Origin of the sequence: Paenibacillus foliorum (genome assembly GCF_013141765.1) — a bacterium.
Classification (GTDB): Bacteria; Bacillota; Bacilli; order Paenibacillales; family NBRC-103111; genus Paenibacillus_S; species Paenibacillus_S foliorum.
The window spans coordinates 134,994-154,207 of sequence record NZ_WHOD01000049.1 but is presented as its reverse complement, the minus strand read 5'-3'; the positions used below and the strand labels follow the sequence as shown (position 1 = coordinate 154,207).

The following is a 19,214-nucleotide window of genomic DNA, read 5'->3' as shown; positions in this document are numbered from 1 at the left end:
CCCGAAAAGCGGCCCCTCTCACACGGAGGAGGCCGCTTTTCGCTGATAGAAGCTTTTCTAATTTAGCCTATTTGCTGCTCAATTAGCTTGTGATCCCATCCGGTGATCAAATCTTTGATTTTACAAGTAGTCTCACTAATGAATTTCTCTGCCATGCTTGAGGTTATATATTTCGGAGTGATACGAGGCTCCTCGCATAGTAGATCGAACCAATGAATCGTTCGTAACCGCCAGAAATTAATTTCATCGGCTGAAAGATAAGGGGCAAAGGGAAATATCGGGGTGGCGATTAATTTGGTCCATACTTCAGGAGTCCATGGTTTGGTTTTATAAATATGAAAGTCAATTTGGTCTGTGTCTGTATAGTAGGCTCTTTTCACGTCATCGGGAGGCAATTGATCATTTGAAGTCTGTTCTTTAAACTGCGCATATACACTGTGAACCCAGAAATAGTCGGTTAGCAGATGGGCAAAATACCCCCGCACAAACCATTTCCATGCCTCATCATTGTTCTGTATAATATGGTGTTGGTATTGAGCATGAATAAAGTCCATTTTGTTAGCACCATTTTCAACATTTAGATGGGTGCGCCGTTTATCATCTCTATTGGTACCCTTCCTCATATGTATGGAATCAGGTGCAATATTTCCTAATAAAAAAGCAGCTGGGATGTCCTCGTTCTCCATATAATTTACAGCGACACTTAAATGAATCATCGGAAGCGGCATTTTCTAATACACCTCTTATCATTTTTGTATAGTATAAATTTACAACATACACCCATTTATACAATGACATCATTCTGATAATTGTCTAACGGATTCTTCATAAGGGAACTCTATCATTTTGGGTAGTTGGTTGTGAAATGACTAGAAATTCAATATCGTGCTCCGTTTTATTAAACACTTGATGGGCTTGTAAAGGTAGAACCTCAATTCCTTCATGCTGTCCAATCGTAAACTCAGCGCCGTTTATTTCAATATTCATAACTCCGGATAAAATAAAGAAGAATTGACTGGATTTATTATGGTAATGTCTGGCTTCGCTTGCACCGGGGGGCATTTTTTCATGGATAATGCTTTTTTCTTCATTGTTGACAAGTCGCCATCCATCACAGTTATCTCCCCAAGTGTAGTGCTCAGCATTATGCTTACTGATCATTTTAATCAGTCCTTTGCAATATTTTCAATCACCTAAAAATCCCTTCCAAATAGGTCTCCAAATCAATCTTTATTGGCATGAAATAAATGTTACTGTTAGTACCGTGGGAGAAATCCAAAGCTTTTCTAGCAAAATCAATGTTCCATTGTAAGGTGGGTTCGAAGCTTTTGGGGAATATGGCGTTGTTCTTTACTTCCCAATAGTTTCTGGACCTCAACGAGGTTACAGGAGAGACTCCCCAGAAAATATCAGAGCCTTCTAGTAATTCCATATAAACTTCCATTAGTCTAATATCAAAGAAAGGCTGCGTGAAAAATCCATCCGTACCCGCATCCAGCTTTCTTTGGACATATTCGTATTCTTGTTTCACGCTATTTCGATAGGGGTCAATAGCCGCATATACCTTGATGTTCGGGCATTCTGCCTTTATCTTTTTTATGAAATCAGTACTGGTTACGGGATAAACCTTCCTGTTAACATCTTGCGGGTGATCTCCAGTTACAACAAGAATTTCGGAAATATGATGCAGATTTAAATATTCGGTGATGGGAATGGTTTTACTCAAATCAAAGTCGATTGCTCGTATATGAGGGATGCAGTTATCATAAAATGTTTTGGAGATAGCCGTGCCTTCCCAGCTGCGAATATCTAATCTCATCAGGTCTGGAATATTAACCGTATTAATGGATGGAAATTTGGACTTCATTAATTGAAGCTCAGCTTGTAAATGCTCGACTCCTCTTGGAACAAGCTCGATAGATATTCGCATGTGCTTATCTCACGCCTTCAAATTGATATTTACAAGAAGATTTCAGCATGTCTTGCAGGCCATTTTTATAATAAGGCATTAAGTTCGAGGCTGCTTCTAGATCCATCCAACAGACCTCAGATATTTCATCAGGATTCTGAATTTGAATAGAGCCGCCAGCAATAGACGCATGAAAAATAATAAATAGGACATGATGCTGTTTTGGGGTGAAAAAGCATTCTCTAACTCCAGCTATATCCCCAACCTTAACCGTTAATCCAGTTTCCTCATAGGCTTCTCGTATTGCCGCTTGCTCTAATGTTTCTCCTTCTTCTACGGCTCCGCCGGGCAGGGACCAGAAGCCTGAATCCTTGTTATAAACCATTAGTATTTGCTTGGTATCTTCGTCATAAATCAAGGAATAAGCTACATTTACTCTTTTCATGGGGCTTTCCTTTCTCAATTCATTATTTTGTTTGTTTTCTAAGGGTTTGCTTGCCCATTTCTGTGCTTTATCGACCATCTTACTTACGAAGGTTTCCTTATTTTTCTGATACAAATGCGTATTATCCGGGTACTCTCTGGCTAGCGAAAATTTCAGTTTTCCATATTTAGCGGCATCTTCCGGATGGGCTATCATATAGTGTTTGAAATCCAAATGGGCTTGTATATGGGGGTCATCCTTTTGATAAATATGGAGATGAACGATTCTTGGGTCTCCTTTGATAAAATATCTTCGCCCAGCTATTCCATTCTCTCCTCTAGGCTGATATCCATGACTTGTCATAATTTCATTGTAAAAATCTATTTGTTCTATATTAACAGCTGAAATTAAAATATCTACAATCGGTTTGGCAAACCCTATTTGGGGGACCGATGTGCTGCCTATATGATAGATTTCAACGACATCTTCTCTAAATATGGCTTCCAGTAATTCAGACTCAGATTGATACCTCTGGATCCATTCCTCTGTCCATGGTTCTATTACGGTTTTTCTTACCATAATGGCTCCTTTATCTTAAAGCTTCATAATTTCTTGCTTTTTATTATCATAGTTGCTGGGAAATAATTGGCTTTCAGATCAGAATACCAAGTAGTTTCGTTTCCTCTGGCTGCAGCAGGCCACTCTACCTCTTCAATTACTTTCTCTACCATAAACCCGCTACTGACTAATTCATTAATATATGTACTTAATTTTCGATGATGGAAAATCGCGGGTTGTGGCTTCCAAGCCTTATGTAACGCAGGTATCTCTTCATAATAGCATTCATTGAACTGAGCTGATCCGTTATCAAAAATAACTCGACTATGAATAGGATGCTCCCAGCTGAAAATGAAGGTTCCGCCTTTTTTTAAATAACGATGAATGTTTGCAAGGGTTTGGCTCAGATCTAATGTCCACCCAATTGCATAAATGGAATAAGCAACATCGAAATAGTTGTCAGGTAGTCCAGGGTTTTCTTCCATAGGTGATTCAAATAATCGGACTTGGCTGTTAGATCCAGTCACTCGTTTAGCTGCTTCAATTTGTTTGCTCGATAAGTCCAGTCCCCAAACCTCAGCGGCTCCGTTATTGAGCATATATTGTATGGAATGTCCACTTCCACAACCGATTTCTAAAGCTCTTTTTCCTGCAATTTCCCCAAAAAGCTGCAGCTGATTTTCGCTTGGAGCGTAGGGTCCATAATCGGGGAGGGCGGTCCTTCCAAAAAATCGTTCAGACGCTGCGTCCCAGCTATTTTTATTAATTTTTAAATGTTCTGAGTATGTGTGCATCCATATCACCACCTTAATCTTTAGTGCTCTTTCTCTTGTCGTTTATTAATAAATCGAGTCTTTCAATGATTCTTTCAATGATTCTTTCATCATTTGCTAGTTTTTTCTTTAATCTATGGTCTATACTGCCTAATCCTAAAATGACTACTATGAATAGAATAATTAATAAAATCATAATCAACTCCATGTATGTGCAGTCTCCACTTATTTCTTCCGCTTTGAATTATTAACTAGTTTAATTATTATTACTATCAATGAGATAAGAAGTCCGAAAGATATAAGTTGAACGATGGCTGTCATTAATTCAAAATGCAAATGTCTCACCTTCTTTTTTTATTCATCTGTTCGACTGTCTTCACTTGAAGCGCTGGATAGAGCTTCGATATGGCTTCAATCCCTTTTTGGCAAGCATATCTGTGGTCGGTAAGTGTCTCATCAAGATCGAAAAAAACATACCTCATAGAGGGAACCTCCAATCAAATCTTTACCAATGACATATAAATAGTAAACTCGCTTTCTTCACTTTCACCTTGATAACGTTCATCATATAATTCAAAGAAGGGAGGCTTGTGGGTTCCTTTGTAATTATTTTGGTGTAGCCATCTTCCAATTTCTTGGAAGGACTCGTTAATCCCTTGGATAGAACCCTTATGTTTAAAAACAGCATATTCGTTAGCAGGTATCTCTAAACTAACCATTCCCTCTGGAACAACGTCCACTTTATCCACTTCCACAGAAGCGATATACCGCTGGTTAAGATCATCGCATACTCCCAAAGAGACAGTTGACTGCACTCTATTCTCGATGAGATGTATGTTTTGAATGAACGAATGCCATACTTTTGGAGCCTCAATTGGGGAGAGAGGGCACTGTATTCCAATTACCGTGAATGCTTCCTTGGATTCTAATTTAACTAATTCGATACTCATAATAAGTTCCACCTTTCGTTCTGGGTAAAGGTTATGGGCTTATGTTCTCGCTTTCCAGGAACCACTTGGGAGGTCCTCCATTGGAGAAATCATGGGTAGTTATTGTCAGCTCTATCTTATTCAATGCTTCTGCTATTTTGTTATTCTCATATCCACCAATTAGAGTGGCATGTTGATTTAATGCTACAAACAGATTATATTTCATCCAAAAATCGTTAGGTATTTTTCCTTTAAAGTACCCTTGTATTTGTCCATTAGCGAAGCTTTTACTTATATTACAGGTATACTTGGGCAGCTTGAAAAACTCCTCCCAAGGGTCTCCCCAGTCAAATCTACTAAAGTCAATAATTCCATTAAGCTTGTTATCTTTAAAAATTAGGTTTGATGGATGGAAATCATCGTGTTGAAAACAGATTGAGCTTTCATTTAGTAGGTTAATATTATTTTCAATAAAGCTTTCCATATAAGGCTGTCTATAAAAAGTAGTATTATTTATTTTTACCTTTATCTTTTTTTGAATGTACTTATTGTATCTTTTTTCAGCCCAATTAAAGGGTAAGTCAGGTACAACTTTATGGATCATTCTTAGTTCTTTTCCTGCTGCAAGGCCTTGCTGATATTGAGATTGAATTGAAAGACAGGGTAGTACTTCTTCACCACTGTCTCCGTCTATGTACGTAAGTAATAAATAACAAAGCTCTAGACTATCGCTGGCATCTATATAAATTGGACTCTGGCAACTCACACCATTATTAAAATGTTGTCTCAGATACTTATATTCTTCAAGGCGACGAGCATAAGAGGTTAATTCGTAAACACGCAATAAATATACAGGTTTATCAGCCTGATACAGGGTATATTTCTTTGCGGTGGAATGGCCTTTATTGAGTAGCTCAGCTCGGTCAAAATCAACCTTGTGCTTGATTTCTAATAAAAGCTCTTGGATTTTTTCGTCCATGCTTCTGCCCTCTCAAATATAGTCTTGAATTTGGTGATACACGGTAGTGACTTATAGTCTCGAAGCTTTCCTACAAAAGGTTATTCTAAAATGAGGTTATGGTTCTTCATATAATGTTCTAATATGGATATATGAGTTTCAGCAACTGTTATTAATTCTAATTCGGCTCTATTTATGTATTTGAGTTCTAATGATTCGTCACTACAAACTAGCTTCTCATAGGGCTCAACTTCTACCTTATATGCAATTGTAATTATTCGTTTCACGTTTCCATCTGGAAATTGAATAATTCGGGATGGATCGGAAAAGGTACCAAACAACTCATATTTACTGATCTTCAGCCCGGTTTCTTCATTTACTTCTCTATAAAGCCCGTCTATTAATGATTCATCCTTCTTGATTGCACCGCCAATTATTGCCCATCTTCTACTATCGGTTCTTCTTTCCATTAATAATTTATTGTCTTTTTCGATTAAGGCCACCACGCCTACACTCATCGGTTGATTGGGTGTCGGTGCGTCCATATTTTTATAATAAAATCTTGCTTCTCCCATGCGCGTTTCACATCCATTTGTTAATATTTTGGCTGTTAAAATATAATGTCTTCTGTGTTTTTAACAGTAGAGAACCATCGCAAAACACTATTGTGGTGTTGGATGATCTGAGATGCAGTAAGATACTGCGTATTCCACGTACTATGTGCATCTTGCACAAGTGTTACTTTATATCCAAGACTAAATGCTCTCCTACAAGTCGTATCTACACATATCTCAGACTGAATTCCGGCTATAATAACTTCATTTATTTCCTTGTTAGTAAGTTCTTGTTGAAGTGTAGTTTGATAAAAGGAATCTGGAGTATTCTTCTGAATTATTGAATCAATGGGATGAGGTTCAATCGAAGGATGGATTAACCAACCCGGCTTTCCCTGCTCTAATGGTTGACCTTGTCCTTCATGATGTTGTACATAAAAGATCGGGATGTTCCTTACTCTAGCCTTAGATATAAGGTTTTGTATTTTGTTTAGTAATGCCTCGCCTTGAAATACGGGATCAGATTCAATAAACATTGCGTTCTGCACATCGATTATTAGTAATGCTGTATTTGATGACATTTATAGTAACCTCCTGTATTGGTTTTTTTAAAAAGTTATAAGGCTCAGAACCGAAATTAGCGCTTGACGAAATCAATCGATTTCGGCCCCTTACCAACTCAGCGTTTGACGACAAGACCTTACGAACGGTATGACGACAGCGAACAAGACAAGACATTATTCGAAGCTATTGTCTACTCTCAAATCCTGCATTTATACAGCCTTATGGCCGGTTTATCGGCAGTCTTGGTGAATTCATGCAAATGTGCAGCTCTTTTTTCATTCTTAGCTGGAACCGTATCGTTTTGCATTTAATTGCTGTACTTTTTGCAGGTTTTTCCACTCATAAGCATATCTCGGTAAATAATAACTGCATGTTTGCAGGATTGTGCAGGCTGATGATCGAATGAGGGTCAAGCACTGATTTTGAGGTTGAACCGAAAATAAAATAGCTTACCTTAATGATTAGTACCATAATCCGAGGAAGCCGATTACGGTTCGTAAGCAGCGGCATTATAAAGACTCCTCCGGGTAATCCCATTTTATTATATTTTTGGGAGATGTAAACTATTAAGTTATACATCTAGCGTGTATCTCCAAAGTGTCCTTGTATTTATATCTTTTAAAAATTATATTAATTAGTAGTACACATATCGTGTTGACTGAACTTGTAGGAGTTGGGTCGAAGCTGAGGAGGCTTATCATTATGTTAACGAGAAGTGCTTATTTGAAAGCTCCATGGCAGTTTGAAATTAGGCAAGTTGAATTACCTGATGAACCTCCTTATGGAACTGTGCTTATTAAAGTTGAAGCGTGTGGTATTTGTGGCACGGATTTAACTGCAGCTGAGGAAAAGGCTAAAGATTGGAAAGCGTTCGGACATGAAGTTGCAGGGGTGATTGAAAAGATCGGCGAAGGATGTGAAGGGCTACATATAGGTGAAAAAGTAGTTCTGGAATCATCCAGCTTTTGCGGTAAGTGTGAACTTTGCAGAAACGGCCGTGTGGATCTGTGCAACAAAGCGCCAAATTTTTGGAAAGAGCCGGCTATGGGCTTTAGCGATTATATGATGGCACCTGCTTGCTGCGTTGTCCCTTATGAGGGACTTACTCCGGAAGTTGCATGCTTGGCAGAGCCGGCTGGGGTAGCATGGGATATGGTGAAAACGGCAGATATACAGATGGGAGATCGGGTTTGTATTATAGGTCCAGGCCCTATCGGGTTAATGGCCATTCCACTTGCCCTGCGCAGCGGTGCTGAGAAGGTGGTTTGCATTGGAAGGCCAGGGAATGAGAATAGACTGGAATTAGCCGGTCAATTGGGAGCGGAGCCTCTTTTGCTCAATTCAGGCTTTCTGGAACAAGAAGAATTGTATCGGCAGTTTGATCATGTGCTAATGACAGCTCCGGTTCGCTTCCTGCCTGAAGTTTTTCCTTACCTCGCATTCGGTGGCCGTGTAACCTATATTGGGATTGGGACGGGAAGCGGAGTTATCCAATTCGATGCCAATGAGTTCCATTTCCGTAAACTGCAGCTTCGTGCCAGTCACGCGACTCCCGCCATTTATTATCCTATTGTGTTAAAGCTGCTTAAGAACGGAACGATTCCAGGCGATAAAATACTCTCCCATACTATGGAGCTTAACGATATCGATAAGGCGATGCGGAGATTTACAGAGGATAAAGGCAGTATTATAAAAATGGCCATAAAGCCTTAGATAGGTTCGGGTGTCTTTCGTGACCCAACCCAGTAAACCGTCAAGAATTTTCTTGGCGGTTTGTTATTCGTGAGCTGAAGGTTCGATGCAAGTTGAACCAAGGGTGCTGGATAGTTTGTGACGCAGTAAGACTCTGCCAAATTGCCTTTTCGATCAGTTAAAAAAGGTGGGCGGGTAGATGAGTTCCCCCTTGCACTTCTGCAGTTCTCCCTCTATTACTTCACATACCATAAATACCTCATTGGGTACTTTAAATTGTTTTAATTCAATTCCATAATCTCCGGCAGGCATAAATCCGAATTTAGGATAGTAGGATGGGTGTCCTATTAACAAAATAATACCGTACCCTTGCTCTTTGCATCTTTTCTTTCCTTCATGTATTAATTGGCTTCCAATACCTTGTTTTTGATAAGGGGGTTTAATCGCTATTGGAGCAAGTACAATTACGTTCTGATGGTTCTCACTATTTACGACACTGGCCTTACTTAAAAGAAGATGTCCAACAATTTCATTATTTAGCTCTGCCACAATAGATAATTCAGGTACAAAATGCTCGGAATTTCTAATCCGTTCAACTAGTTTTGATTCATCGTCTCTATTCCCGAACGCTTGATAATTCAATTCATAAACTTCGCTATAATCTTCTCTGGCTTCTGTTCTGATTTTTATCACTAACCTATTCACCCCAGTTTAATAAGATAATCATTACAATGATACCTCATTAGGTAAGGTGTTCCTAATATTTTTGACGGAATAATGTGGTATTGCGGACTCATTGGCTTATAGGTGAAATACGAGGTAAAATAAAGATAGATGTCGAATGGTGGAGGTGGAGGGCGGATGGAACCGAGAGTACGTTGTCGGAAGCGAATTCGAAGAATGCGGTATGGACAAGCATTAATCACAATAATTATTGCAGCGGCGCTGCTTCAGCCGTTTTCCGCTGTAGAAGCCGGACTATTGGATCGGGTCAAAGATATATACCAGCTGCCGGAGCAGATAGAGAGCATTCAAAAGGGCTATGATGCGACCAAGCAGCAGCTTGAGGAGCAGAAGGACAAGCTAGCCGAGACGATGCGGCAGTCCGCGCAAGCGGAAGAGCGGCTGATCGCTCAAAATAAACAGCTCCAAGAGCAGAATGAAGCTCTCCAGAAACGCATCCAAACTATGGAACAAACCGCACAGGATAAGAATGCTCTTACACGGAAAATTACAACGATAGCTATAACGGCAGTTTTTCTTGTTATAGGTTATTTTGTGTTAGGGCGAGTGCTTCGGATAACAGTCTGGAGACGGAAAAACAGCAAGCTAAGGCAGTAAGGCAGTAAGGCAGTAAGGCAGCGAGAAGTCGGCGATGGCTGAGATGGGAGGATGCAGGCTGATGGATATTTCTTGCGAGCAGGCCGGTCAAATGACGCGGTTGGCTGCATTGACATTGGACTCGGGCGAATCCGTGCATGTGCTTCACCCGAATCAGATCGTTGCTTTTCAAGGCGCGCCTTCTCTGCGCGAAGACTCGTTCATGAAGCTGTCAGGGATGTACCGAAAGAAAAGAATGGTGCAATCGCGAATCCACGGGCCAGCCCGATTTATGCTGGGATTACCGGATGGCTACTCTTTGGGGACTGTTGAGATCAAGGAGGATGACGACCTGTTGTTTGAATTCCGTCATGTGCTGTTCTATACAGAAGGGATGAGCTTTCGGACTCATGTACAGACGGTACGTAATGCGCTGATGACACGTGATTTGGTCAAAATGCGGTTTCAAGGTCCAGGAACGCTAGGGCTGCTTACGTCAGGCCCCTTATACCCAGTCGAGCTTGACCCCGAGCAGCCGCTTTATGTCGATATCAGCTGTCTTGTTGCTTATCCGCAGCATGTTAGCTTAACCCCTTGTGTGTACGGCAATACGCTAGCTAGTCAGAATATGAATTACCATTGGGAGATCAAAGGCTCCGGTACCGTGCTGCTTCAGCCGTGCAAGCCCGACAAGCTATTAAACGAGCAAATGCAGAACGATAGCTTTATGCGCCGCGTACTCAAAGAAATCATTCCGTTTGGCGGAGTGTTTATTAAATAAAGGCTTCTTGATTAAGCAAAAATACTGAATCCCCATACTTAGGCCCAGGGCCACCAGGTATGGGGATTTTTTGCATGCGCTGCGGTATTGCATGAGTAGCTGTTAGTGAAGCCTGCACTCATGCTAAGGCTTATGCTAAGGCTTCGTCGCAATGATTTCCAGCTGAGTCACGGCATCACCGACACTGCGGTGTGTGAGGATCAGCAGGAAATCATCTTTATAGTAGCTGTTGGTGTAGCCCCCAGTAATAGCCGGCTGCTTCAGCTCAAGGACGCGGTAGCCCTGTGCATTCGGCTTGGCTGGATCTGCGAAGGTTTCAACAACCGGTTGGATAAAAGCAAGCGGCTTACTCCCCCATAAAGTCACCATCGAAACCGTGGCTTCCTTTGGATTCATAGTAGTCGTTTCTACGTTAAACGACATCTGGTAGTTGGGGTAGCTGAGCTGCAGCTTGGCGATGTCCGAGGCAGCCAAAGTGGCAGCTGCGCCCGCACTAGCTGCCGGAGGCTGCCCGTTGGCGGCGGCCCCCGCGGGGCCTGCAGCCGTAGCCGCTGAGCCAGCCGCCGTCGTACCTGCGGCAGCATCAGGTGCGGCCAGCTGCGCCAGCGGATCAGGCTGGCCCAGCATGGTGACCTCGCCAGGCTTGCCTAGCAGGTCCTCGAGCTTCTTGCTGGACAGCCCAATGAAGCTCTGCAGGTTGACTACGCCGCCTGTGAAGAACGATTTCAGCAGCGGGGCGCCATCGCCATCGAATAAAGTACCGATGCCCTCATAGACGCCGTTTTTGAACTCGCCTTTGTAGACTAGCTTGCCAGTCGCATCCATGGCCTCTCCTACACCTTGGAAAGCTCCGTTCAAGAACGCGCCTTTATAGACGGCTGTTCCTTTGTCGCTAAAAGCGGTGCCTTCACCATTGTATAGGCCTGCTGCGAAAAGCCCTTTATATTTCAATAAGCCCGTGTCGTAAAATTCAGAGCCTTCTCCTGAGAACCTGCCATTTTTGAATTGGCCGTCATAGAGCAGCACGCCTTTGCTGGTGAACAGCTTGCCGGCCCCGTTATACTCATTGGCGGCAAATTCCCCCTCGTACAGCAGCGTTCCTGTTGCATCAAACAGCTTTCCTGCGCCACTGTAGCGGCCTGCGTTGAAAGACCCGTCATATTGTAGCGTCCCATTAGGGTAATAAAGCTTGCCTGCTCCGCCGAATTGGCCGTTTTGAAACTCGCCGATGTAGCTTACCTTTTTATCAGCAGCATATAGAGTTCCCTGACCGTTGTACGCATCCGCGATAAACTGGCCTTTATACAGCAGTCGGCCTTGGTCATCATTCAAGGTGCCTGCTCCGTTCTTTTGACCCTTATCCAGCTCCCCTTCATACAATACAATCCCTTGCTGGCCATATAGCTTTCCTTTTCCTGTAAATAACCCCTCTACCAAATCACCCTCATATTTGGAGGCGCGCTGCTCGTCGATAACCTTTGCAGCTCCTGAGTAAGCCAAGCTTTTTGGGGTATTTTCCTGAAGGACAGGGATTCGATTAAAAAATTTGTTAACCATGGCAGGGGGCTTGATAAATAGGAAATAAGCTAGCACCAGAATAACTATCGCAATGAACAGCAGCAGTCTCTTGGAAACATAATATTGGCCAATAAGCACATAGTTACGGAGAGAGTTTTCTTTGGCCCCAAGCATGCCTTTCAATATATCCTGAAATTTCTTGATGATGATCCCGGGCAGCTTTTGCGCGTCTCTCAGCGGTTTAAGCAGCTTGGTTATTAAGGGCATTAGAACAGGCCTAAATACAGCCTCCATATTTTTAACAAATCCATTGACCAACATTCTCACTCCCGCTTACAAAATCGCCTGCTTGCCGCAGGACATAGGCATCTGACAAACAGAAAGCTGAAGCAGTAGCTTACGGCACTTGGATAGTGGCTTGACCCGGATTCACGACTTGGATGACGCCACCCCAGTTGCACATGCATTTGGAGCTGTTGTTAAGGGCAGGCATATTGGCGACTAGGACGGTAGGTGAGCCGGGCGCCCATGGAGCAGCCGTGACAGGAACGCAGGGCATGGGAGTGAGCACACCGAAGGCTGCGGCTGTTGCAGCGGCTACGGTAGGATTTGAAGGAGAGTTGCACATGCCAAACGGCGTAATGTTCATAATCGGTTTGTTATCCATAATATTAGCAATCGGCATGGAGGTCAGGACGCGATTCATTGGAAGTACGTTCAAGGTACCAGGGGCAGCACCGAAGGTACACTGGATCATAGCTCCTCCACAAACAAGAATTCCCATCGAATGAATCTCCTTTTGGCCCCAAATAATGTATGGCATAACCAACTTTCCGGCTTCAGAACCGGTTCTATGTAAATACGGACATATAGTAGAAACGATTAATTTAATAGTACTAAAAAATACACTATGCGGCAATAAAATCCTTTTTAGGACCTAATTCGTCCTTTTTCGTGCCTATTTTCCAAAAAGAGGGTGCGATATGCCTATAAGTATTGTACTATTAAACTATGAAAATGGGACTCGGAGGGATCACTTTGGATGTCGCAAGAGGTGTCGGACGCTGTCTGGTACTGCTCCTATTAATGAATCAAATGTTGGTTGGTTCGGTATCGGCTGCCACTGGCGATAAGGTAAAGGAGCTTCCGCTTAAAGATGCCGTACAGCTGGGTATCAAGAACAGCCAAGACATTCGTGATGCGAAGTCGGAAGTGACCAAGAAAAAATTGGAGCTCATCCAAGCGCAGTATGCAATAAAGAGCGAGGAAGCTAAGGATTCAAGCCTTTTTGCCAAGCCAAGAAATTTGAGTAAAGATCTGCAGCTTCGTTTGAAAATTCCAGAGGCGCGCAAACAGCTTCTGATTGCCGAAGAGACGCTCAAGAGTAAGGCGAGATCGGTTCAGAATGATATGGAGAAGCTGTATTGGAATGGGGTACAAGGCATGCTTGCCGAAGAGGTGTCGCAGATGAAGCTGGATGCAGCCAAAAGAACGTTGGATGGCGTTAGGACGATGCAGAAGCTAGGATTGGCGGATCAAGCGGCCCGAGAGCAGGCGGAAAAAGCTTTGGAGCAAGCAGCTTCAGAGCTGAAGCAAGCACAGCTTTCCTATAAATCAACCCGACTCGCGTTGGGAGAGAGGGTAGACCTGGATTTGGAGGTGGGCGTGACGCTTTCCTACATTCAGGATTATGCCGATTTGAATCAAGCGATGCTGGAGAAATATACGGTAGGTGCGGAAAAGACGAACCTAGCGCTGCTTCAGGACCGTGAGGATCGCAAGCTGGCCGAGGAGAAGTTTAATACGAACCGGATGCTGTATAGCGCTAAGTTCGGTGAAGCCCGAATGAAGGTCATCGAAAGTATGTACCAAATGAAGGACATGGATTACGACCTGTTTATGGCCAACTACGATGTGACATTGGAGAAAATAGGCACGGATTGGGAAGGGTGGATATGGCTTGGGATTATTCCGCTTCCGAAGGTGCTGTTACAGGGGGAATATGACGGACTAAGATACTTCGACGATATCAGGCAGTCGCTGCCGATCTCGATGATGGATCAGAATAAAGCCGTTTTGAAGGAAAAAGAAAGCCGGAAAAACGTGATTCTAGCAATAAAGCAGTCGTATCTGGATGCGAAGGGCGCAGAGGAAGCGTATGCCCAGTCATTACGGGCGAGAGATAAAGCAGCCGATGGGGTTGAGGAAGCTAATAAAAAGCTGAAGCTAGGGCTTCTAAGAGCAGATGAGCTGCAGAAGCTTAGAGAAGCGAAAGACCAGGCGGAGCAAGCGGTTACCTCAAGCTGGATCAGCTATAAGCTGGCTTTGGGCAAGCTGAATGTCGATTCAGGCGGAGAGGTGGAGCGGACGTATAAAGCAGGGGTTTTGCCGTATCGCGAGATCGATGATGGTTTGGCTAAAATCAAACCGCCGCAGTCGGAAAAGAAAGGCCCTGTAGGCAAGTGGGAGTCAAAGCCATCCGTTGGTGAGCTGTTGAGTAATTTCACGATCCAAGTAGATAAAAAGCTGGAAGCAACCGACTTTGCACTTTTTACAGTTGAAGGGAAGCCAATTGGCAAGAAGAAGCCGTTGAAGAAGCCGGTGAGGCATTTAAGCGTCATGTTCAGTCAGCCTGAGAGCTTGAGGGTGGTGCTGTTCAAGAAAAAAGAGGTTGTCGCCGAAGGTATGCTATCAGGTAATGGGACGTCCGGTACGATAACGTTTGATAAGCCGGGCGAGCTTACAGCACTTCCTGCTGTGAAGGAAGCTGCGCAAGCCTCGGTTAGCCCTGAAGCAGGGGGTGCGACGGGGGAAATGCCGGATGGAACCCTGATCATTGGAACCTATCGTATATCTATGGAAGCCATGACACCTGAATTGTACAATGCAGCCAAAGCTACTATGACAGGATCAGGGCAGGGTGTGTTTTATAAATCGGAATTGTCGGGGGGAGCTTGGGTTTCTAACGGCAGCGCTATGGACTTGAAAACAATGGAGGATCCGAAGGGGTCAGCAGCCGTGGCTCCTGAGAAGATAGCTGCACTTAAGCTGACCGTTGAGATAAATGAGACTAGCCAAATAGCACCGCTGCTCACCGCAGAGCAGATAGCTCAAGAGGTTGAGGCTCTGAAGAAGGAAGCCGAGCGTTTGAAGCTGGCCAAAGAAGCGGCTGTGGCAGCTAATAAAGGTGTGGACATTGCCCGCTTATCCATTGAGCAGAAGGATGCGGAGGCACAGCTGGCACTAATGCAGGCGCTGCAAAGCGGCGACCAGCAGGCAGCGCTTAAGCAGATTGCGCTGGTGCACAACCCGGAAGCGCTGCTGAAGCAGCTGGAGGCTGATGCGGCAACGGAGGCCAAGCCGGATGCGGGAAGCACGGCAGGCGGAGCGGGCAGTGGCGCAAGCGGAGGCGCCGCAGGCGGAGCAGGCAGTGGCGCGAGTGGAAGCGCCGCAGGCGGAGCAGGCAGTGGCGCAAGCGAGGGCGCCACGGGCAGCGTGAGCGCTGCCGTGTACGAGCAGCGCCAGCAGGCGCTGCTGCGCCAAGCGCTCGCTGCGGGCGACGCAGCTGCAGCAGCGGCCCAGGCCGCTCAGCTGGCCGAAGCGGCCAAGCAGTTGGCGCTGTTGGAGAGCGGCAGCGCCGAGAGCGTAGCTGCGCTGCAGGAGGCGAAAGTCAAGCTGCAGGCAGCATGGGCGGAAGCGCAGAAGCAGAAGGACGCTGAGCGGGCCGAGCAGCTTCTGCACTCGATAGCTTCACTCGATGATGCGGTGCTGTCCGCGCAGAAGGAAGCGTTGTTCATGCAGCTGGATGCGATTATGCAGCTGCCATCCCAATTGCTTGATGAGGGGCAGCAGGATAGCGCAATGCTTCCTGAAGCTGTGCAAAGCGCGTTAGCCCAAGAAAGCCAGCAAATTTTGGAGCAAATTAAGGGCAAGGAGCTTGAGAAATACTCGCCGGAGCAGCTGTTGCTGTTAAGTAAAGTCGCTGCGGAGATGAAGCAAGCCTACAGTGATTCTATGCAAATTTTTCCAGTAGAAAATGTAATTTCTCCTGATTTATTGATACTCTTTGAAGCCCCTCCTGCTATGATAAATGGAAAGGCATTCCTGCCGATAAGACCGGTTTCAGAAGCGTTTGGAGCTGTGGTAATTTATGATGAGGATGATCGGACTGTTACGATAAGCCATGAGGGTGCAACGATAGTATGCAAGATAGACAGCACTACTGCCTATGTCGATGGTGAGGCCGTATCCCTGGATACAGCCCCTGCTTTAATTGCGGGAAGGACGTATGTTCCACTTCGCTTTATTGCTGAGACAATAGGACTTGATGTGGAATGGGACGAGGGAACCCGAACCATCATGGTTTCTTCCTAATAACTTAGAAAAATGAACACCGTGCTAAGCGGTGGGTTGTTTGTAACCGGACTTTACGAGCTTGTGAAAATGAGGCGATGAGAGAACGATGAAGAAATATATAGCGGCTTTGCTGCTCGTGCTGATGCTTGCTGCGGGGGCAGGATACTATGTGTATGTAAACCGGGATGCGGTTACCAGCTCTCCCTTCCATAAGGATTTGCCGTTCGGAAGTGTATCCAATGCGCTTGCTGACGAGCAGAACAATCTATATGTGATCGACAACTCCAAGAAAACGATTGTTAAGCTTAACTCATCAGGAAATGTCGTATATACGGTAAGCACGAACGATACCGGCGGGGAGATCTACCATTTTAATGAGCTTGCAGCCGATAAACAGGGCAACCTGTATACGGTCAAAACGACGCTTGATTCTTACGGCCTGACCGTCAAATCAGAGCAGATTATTCGTTTTACCCCGGAAGGGGAACAAGATCAGGCCTTTTTCCGCAAAGACTATAAAGATAAATCCGAGCGCAAAAGGTATCGTATAGGCAGCTTGAAATCATTAAAGGTTCAAGGGGATGTATTGTCCTTTTTTGTGGACGATTTTAATGAAACTACACTTTTTCACACGGGTGTTGGCAGCACAGACCCTAAAGCTATGTTTACGGCCAAACTTCCCGAAGGGAAGTACCTGGCTGGAGTTGCGGGAACAAATGTGGGCCAGATCTACGTTTCTGTCCGAAGCGGTGAAATTTATCGCATGATGGAAGGCGGACGCTACGAGCTTATTTATCCTTTACCCGGCATCGACCGCTCGTATAGAAATTTTCCGGAAAAGCTTAGCTTGGACGGGAAAGGTCGTTTGGTCTATATAGACTACTATGGCGAGACAATTAGCCGAATAGATCCTGCGAATCCTTACATCGTGGAGGCGCTGCTAACGAAAGAAACAGCTAAGCAGCAGGACATGGAAATTTCCTCAGACGTTATGCCGACGATTGCCATTGGGGCGGATGACAGCTTGATTGTGGTACATGAGGGTATGATTTTACGCCAAAACGAAGATGGGACTATTAGGGCCAAGGTAACCGGAGGTATATATTCTGCGGAGACGATGGGGCATAAGTGGTTTGTTTGGGGGTTAGCTCTGGTTGGGCTGCTGCTGTTGGCTTTTGCGGTTAAACTGCTCTATTTCAACATTATGAACCGAAGAATATCGCTAATGCTGAAGCAAATCATTGTTTTTGTACCGGTCATCGCGATTTCAATGGTATTGCTCTCCTATTTTATTTACATGAATTTTTCCCAAAAGCTCGAGGATGAGTCGATTCACGAACTTTCTTTGCTTGCGCGTAATGGCCGGAATTTGATCGACGGCGATAAGCTGGAGAAGATGAATTCTCCGCTGGAATATAGAAGTAATGATTATAAAATGTTTCGTGAAAAAATGGACTCCGTCTTCGATGGAAGCGAAGAAAGCGACAACAGAGGCTTTTACAAAGCGCTCTATAAATATGAGAATGGCGTCATCTATCGGATCATTGAGGATGCTGATGATGTCAACATGTTCAACCCGTTCCCGGAGACGGAGAAAAACCAGGAGGTAGTCAAACAGGGTAAGATTACTACCGACCGATGGCAGGACGAAACAGGCTTCTGGATTTATGCGCTAGGTCCGATTTATAACAGCTCAGGTAAAATTGTCGGTCTCTTTGAAACAAGTAAAAACATGGAGGGTATTCTTCAGCACAGACGCGAGCTGCTTCGTAACATCATTCAGAATATCACGGTGATTACGCTCGTTTTACTAAGTATTTTTATGCTGATGACCTATCTGATGCTTTCATCGATTCGCAAGCTGCGGAGCAGCGCAATCGCTATTTCCAAAGGGAATTGGGATACCGTTGTTAATATACGGACCCGTGACGAGGTTTCTGATCTGGGAGACAGCTTCAATATGATGGCAGAGCATATCCGTGGTTACATTGCCAAGGTGACTCGGGTGAGCGAGGCTTATTACCGGTTTGTACCGCAGCAGTTTCTGAAATATTTAGATAAGGACAGCATTCTGGAGGTTCAGCTTGGTGATCAAGTTGAACAGGAGATGAGCATATTAATTGTTAATATACGGTCTTTCTATTTATTGTCGAAACGGTTGACACCGGAGGAAAATTTCAATTTTATTAACTCGTTTTTAAATCGTTTTGGCCCTTATGTCCGCAATCATGACGGATTGATCAATAAATATGCGGGAGCTGGCTTTATGGCGCTGTTTCCCAACGTTGTTGAGCAAGCCCTGCTTTCTTGTATCGGAATGAGAAAGGAATTGGATCTGTACAATGTACATCGTGCTAATTCCGGCTACAAGCCTATCGATATCGGTATCGGTCTGCACAAGGGTCCGCTCCGGCTCGGAATTATTGGGGAGGAACAGCGGTTGGAGGGAAATGTTATTTCCGATGATGTGAATCTGGCCAATGAACTGGAGAGATTAACGGAACCGCTTGGAGCGTCTATTCTCGTTTCTGATTTTATTATTCAGTCCCTTAGTGACCGCAGTATCTTCCAGTACCGCTGCCTTGGATTGATTCGGGTAGAGGGTAAGGAGGAGCCGCTGCAAGTATTCGATGTGTACCATGGGGAGTCGGATACGGCCAGAGCCCTGAAGGAAAAAACAAAAACATTGTTTGAGCAAGCGGTGGTGCTGTATCAGGTTGGTCGTTTTTATGACGCAAGAGAAGCCTTTGTGCAGGTTATCAAAATCAATCGTCAAGACAAAGCCGCAAAGCTATATTTCTATTTATGTGATGAATATTTCCAGAACGGTACCACTGAAGAATGGAACGGCACATTGTTCGTGTCCTAAGCTCGAGGT

The 19,214-nt window shown here is 44.4% G+C and carries 19 protein-coding genes; 5 read left to right on the top strand and 14 right to left on the bottom strand.

Annotated elements, in window-relative coordinates; all coding sequences use genetic code 11:
• Window positions 1-62: 62 nt before the first annotated feature.
• The 11 genes from GC093_RS10615 to GC093_RS10560 form a co-directional block, all read right to left on the bottom strand.
• A complete protein-coding gene (locus GC093_RS10615; RefSeq protein ID WP_171651842.1) occupies window positions 63-716 on the bottom strand; it encodes a zinc dependent phospholipase C family protein in 654 nt (217 codons plus the stop codon).
• Window positions 717-825: 109 nt separating this feature from the next.
• Window positions 826-1,161 carry a cupin domain-containing protein gene (locus tag GC093_RS10610; protein WP_171651841.1) on the bottom strand — a complete coding sequence of 112 codons (336 nt, stop codon included), beginning with the start codon at window positions 1,159-1,161 and terminating at the stop codon, window positions 826-828.
• Window positions 1,162-1,189: 28 nt separating this feature from the next.
• Window positions 1,190-1,930, bottom strand: coding sequence for a methylenetetrahydrofolate reductase (locus GC093_RS10605; RefSeq protein WP_171651840.1), 741 nt, complete (start codon window positions 1,928-1,930; stop codon window positions 1,190-1,192).
• 4 nt (window positions 1,931-1,934) lie between these two features.
• Complete coding sequence (locus GC093_RS36610; RefSeq protein WP_312886497.1) at window positions 1,935-2,912, bottom strand: GrpB family protein; 978 nt, start codon at window positions 2,910-2,912, stop codon at window positions 1,935-1,937.
• 23 nt (window positions 2,913-2,935) lie between these two features.
• Window positions 2,936-3,685: a class I SAM-dependent methyltransferase gene (locus tag GC093_RS10590; protein WP_171651839.1), complete on the bottom strand. Its 750-nt coding sequence runs from the start codon at window positions 3,683-3,685 to the stop codon at window positions 2,936-2,938.
• A gap of 13 nt (window positions 3,686-3,698) precedes the next feature.
• The gene (locus GC093_RS10585) at window positions 3,699-3,872 is read right to left on the bottom strand and encodes a hypothetical protein (RefSeq protein WP_171651838.1); all 174 of its coding nucleotides are present in this window, start codon (window positions 3,870-3,872) and stop codon (window positions 3,699-3,701) included.
• 133 nt (window positions 3,873-4,005) lie between these two features.
• Window positions 4,006-4,146 (bottom strand): hypothetical protein, encoded by a 141-nt coding sequence (locus GC093_RS10580; RefSeq protein WP_171651837.1) that lies wholly within the window; start codon window positions 4,144-4,146, stop codon window positions 4,006-4,008.
• A 15-nt stretch (window positions 4,147-4,161) separates the two neighbouring features.
• Window positions 4,162-4,614, bottom strand: a complete 453-nt coding sequence (locus GC093_RS10575; RefSeq protein WP_171651836.1) for a GyrI-like domain-containing protein — start codon at window positions 4,612-4,614, stop codon at window positions 4,162-4,164.
• Between the two features lie 31 nt (window positions 4,615-4,645).
• The gene (locus GC093_RS10570; protein WP_171651835.1) at window positions 4,646-5,572 is read right to left on the bottom strand and encodes an aminoglycoside phosphotransferase family protein; all 927 of its coding nucleotides are present in this window, start codon (window positions 5,570-5,572) and stop codon (window positions 4,646-4,648) included.
• 80 nt (window positions 5,573-5,652) lie between these two features.
• On the bottom strand, window positions 5,653-6,126 hold the full coding sequence (locus tag GC093_RS10565; protein WP_171651834.1) for an NUDIX domain-containing protein: 474 nt from the start codon (window positions 6,124-6,126) through the stop codon (window positions 5,653-5,655).
• Window positions 6,127-6,161: 35 nt separating this feature from the next.
• Window positions 6,162-6,686 (bottom strand): cysteine hydrolase family protein, encoded by a 525-nt coding sequence (locus GC093_RS10560; RefSeq protein WP_171651833.1) that lies wholly within the window; start codon window positions 6,684-6,686, stop codon window positions 6,162-6,164.
• 685 nt (window positions 6,687-7,371) lie between these two features.
• Between GC093_RS10560 and GC093_RS10555 the strand changes: the two genes are divergently transcribed.
• Window positions 7,372-8,382: a zinc-dependent alcohol dehydrogenase gene (locus GC093_RS10555; protein ID WP_171651832.1), complete on the top strand. Its 1,011-nt coding sequence runs from the start codon at window positions 7,372-7,374 to the stop codon at window positions 8,380-8,382.
• A gap of 153 nt (window positions 8,383-8,535) precedes the next feature.
• Here the strand turns inward: GC093_RS10555 and GC093_RS10550 are convergent, their stop codons facing one another.
• Complete coding sequence (locus tag GC093_RS10550; RefSeq protein WP_312886496.1) at window positions 8,536-9,054, bottom strand: GNAT family N-acetyltransferase; 519 nt, start codon at window positions 9,052-9,054, stop codon at window positions 8,536-8,538.
• Between the two features lie 168 nt (window positions 9,055-9,222).
• On the opposite strand from GC093_RS10550, the gene GC093_RS10545 reads away from it, so the two are divergent.
• Together GC093_RS10545 and GC093_RS10540 are read left to right on the top strand one after the other, a co-directional pair.
• Window positions 9,223-9,702: a coiled-coil domain-containing protein gene (locus GC093_RS10545; protein WP_171651831.1), complete on the top strand. Its 480-nt coding sequence runs from the start codon at window positions 9,223-9,225 to the stop codon at window positions 9,700-9,702.
• Window positions 9,703-9,763: 61 nt separating this feature from the next.
• Window positions 9,764-10,462 carry an AIM24 family protein gene (locus GC093_RS10540; protein ID WP_171651830.1) on the top strand — a complete coding sequence of 233 codons (699 nt, stop codon included), beginning with the start codon at window positions 9,764-9,766 and terminating at the stop codon, window positions 10,460-10,462.
• Between the two features lie 135 nt (window positions 10,463-10,597).
• Here GC093_RS10540 and GC093_RS10535 read toward each other — a convergent pair whose 3' ends face one another.
• Both GC093_RS10535 and GC093_RS10530 read right to left on the bottom strand, forming a co-directional pair.
• Entirely contained in the window at window positions 10,598-12,274 is a 1,677-nt protein-coding gene (locus tag GC093_RS10535) for an MORN repeat-containing protein (RefSeq protein ID WP_216624573.1), read from the bottom strand.
• A 103-nt stretch (window positions 12,275-12,377) separates the two neighbouring features.
• Window positions 12,378-12,764 (bottom strand): DUF4280 domain-containing protein, encoded by a 387-nt coding sequence (locus GC093_RS10530; RefSeq protein WP_171651828.1) that lies wholly within the window; start codon window positions 12,762-12,764, stop codon window positions 12,378-12,380.
• A gap of 227 nt (window positions 12,765-12,991) precedes the next feature.
• Here GC093_RS10530 and GC093_RS10525 point away from each other — a divergent pair, with 227 nt between their 5' ends.
• Window positions 12,992-16,354, top strand: coding sequence for a stalk domain-containing protein (locus GC093_RS10525; RefSeq protein ID WP_216624572.1), 3,363 nt, complete (start codon window positions 12,992-12,994; stop codon window positions 16,352-16,354).
• A gap of 88 nt (window positions 16,355-16,442) precedes the next feature.
• Complete coding sequence (locus tag GC093_RS10520) at window positions 16,443-19,205, top strand: adenylate/guanylate cyclase domain-containing protein (protein ID WP_171651826.1); 2,763 nt, start codon at window positions 16,443-16,445, stop codon at window positions 19,203-19,205.
• The last annotated feature ends 9 nt before the right edge of the window (window positions 19,206-19,214 follow it).

Bases quoted from the DNA above. Each gene is read 5' to 3' on its own strand.
- GC093_RS10615 (WP_171651842.1), bottom strand. From the start codon at position 716: ATGATTCATTTAAGTGTCGCTGTAAATTATATGGAGAACGAGGACATC.
- GC093_RS10610 (WP_171651841.1), bottom strand. From the start codon at position 1,161: ATGATCAGTAAGCATAATGCTGAGCACTACACTTGGGGAGATAACTGT.
- GC093_RS10605 (WP_171651840.1), bottom strand. From the start codon at position 1,930: ATGCGAATATCTATCGAGCTTGTTCCAAGAGGAGTCGAGCATTTACAA.
- GC093_RS36610 (WP_312886497.1), bottom strand. From the start codon at position 2,912: ATGGTAAGAAAAACCGTAATAGAACCATGGACAGAGGAATGGATCCAG.
- GC093_RS10590 (WP_171651839.1), bottom strand. From the start codon at position 3,685: ATGCACACATACTCAGAACATTTAAAAATTAATAAAAATAGCTGGGAC.
- GC093_RS10585 (WP_171651838.1), bottom strand. From the start codon at position 3,872: ATGGAGTTGATTATGATTTTATTAATTATTCTATTCATAGTAGTCATT.
- GC093_RS10580 (WP_171651837.1), bottom strand. From the start codon at position 4,146: ATGAGGTATGTTTTTTTCGATCTTGATGAGACACTTACCGACCACAGA.
- GC093_RS10575 (WP_171651836.1), bottom strand. From the start codon at position 4,614: ATGAGTATCGAATTAGTTAAATTAGAATCCAAGGAAGCATTCACGGTA.
- GC093_RS10570 (WP_171651835.1), bottom strand. From the start codon at position 5,572: ATGGACGAAAAAATCCAAGAGCTTTTATTAGAAATCAAGCACAAGGTT.
- GC093_RS10565 (WP_171651834.1), bottom strand. From the start codon at position 6,126: ATGGGAGAAGCAAGATTTTATTATAAAAATATGGACGCACCGACACCC.
- GC093_RS10560 (WP_171651833.1), bottom strand. From the start codon at position 6,686: ATGTCATCAAATACAGCATTACTAATAATCGATGTGCAGAACGCAATG.
- GC093_RS10555 (WP_171651832.1), top strand. From the start codon at position 7,372: ATGTTAACGAGAAGTGCTTATTTGAAAGCTCCATGGCAGTTTGAAATT.
- GC093_RS10545 (WP_171651831.1), top strand. From the start codon at position 9,223: ATGGAACCGAGAGTACGTTGTCGGAAGCGAATTCGAAGAATGCGGTAT.
- GC093_RS10540 (WP_171651830.1), top strand. From the start codon at position 9,764: ATGGATATTTCTTGCGAGCAGGCCGGTCAAATGACGCGGTTGGCTGCA.
- GC093_RS10535 (WP_216624573.1), bottom strand. From the start codon at position 12,274: ATGGAGGCTGTATTTAGGCCTGTTCTAATGCCCTTAATAACCAAGCTG.
- GC093_RS10530 (WP_171651828.1), bottom strand. From the start codon at position 12,764: ATGGGAATTCTTGTTTGTGGAGGAGCTATGATCCAGTGTACCTTCGGT.
- GC093_RS10525 (WP_216624572.1), top strand. From the start codon at position 12,992: ATGAAAATGGGACTCGGAGGGATCACTTTGGATGTCGCAAGAGGTGTC.
- GC093_RS10520 (WP_171651826.1), top strand. From the start codon at position 16,443: ATGAAGAAATATATAGCGGCTTTGCTGCTCGTGCTGATGCTTGCTGCG.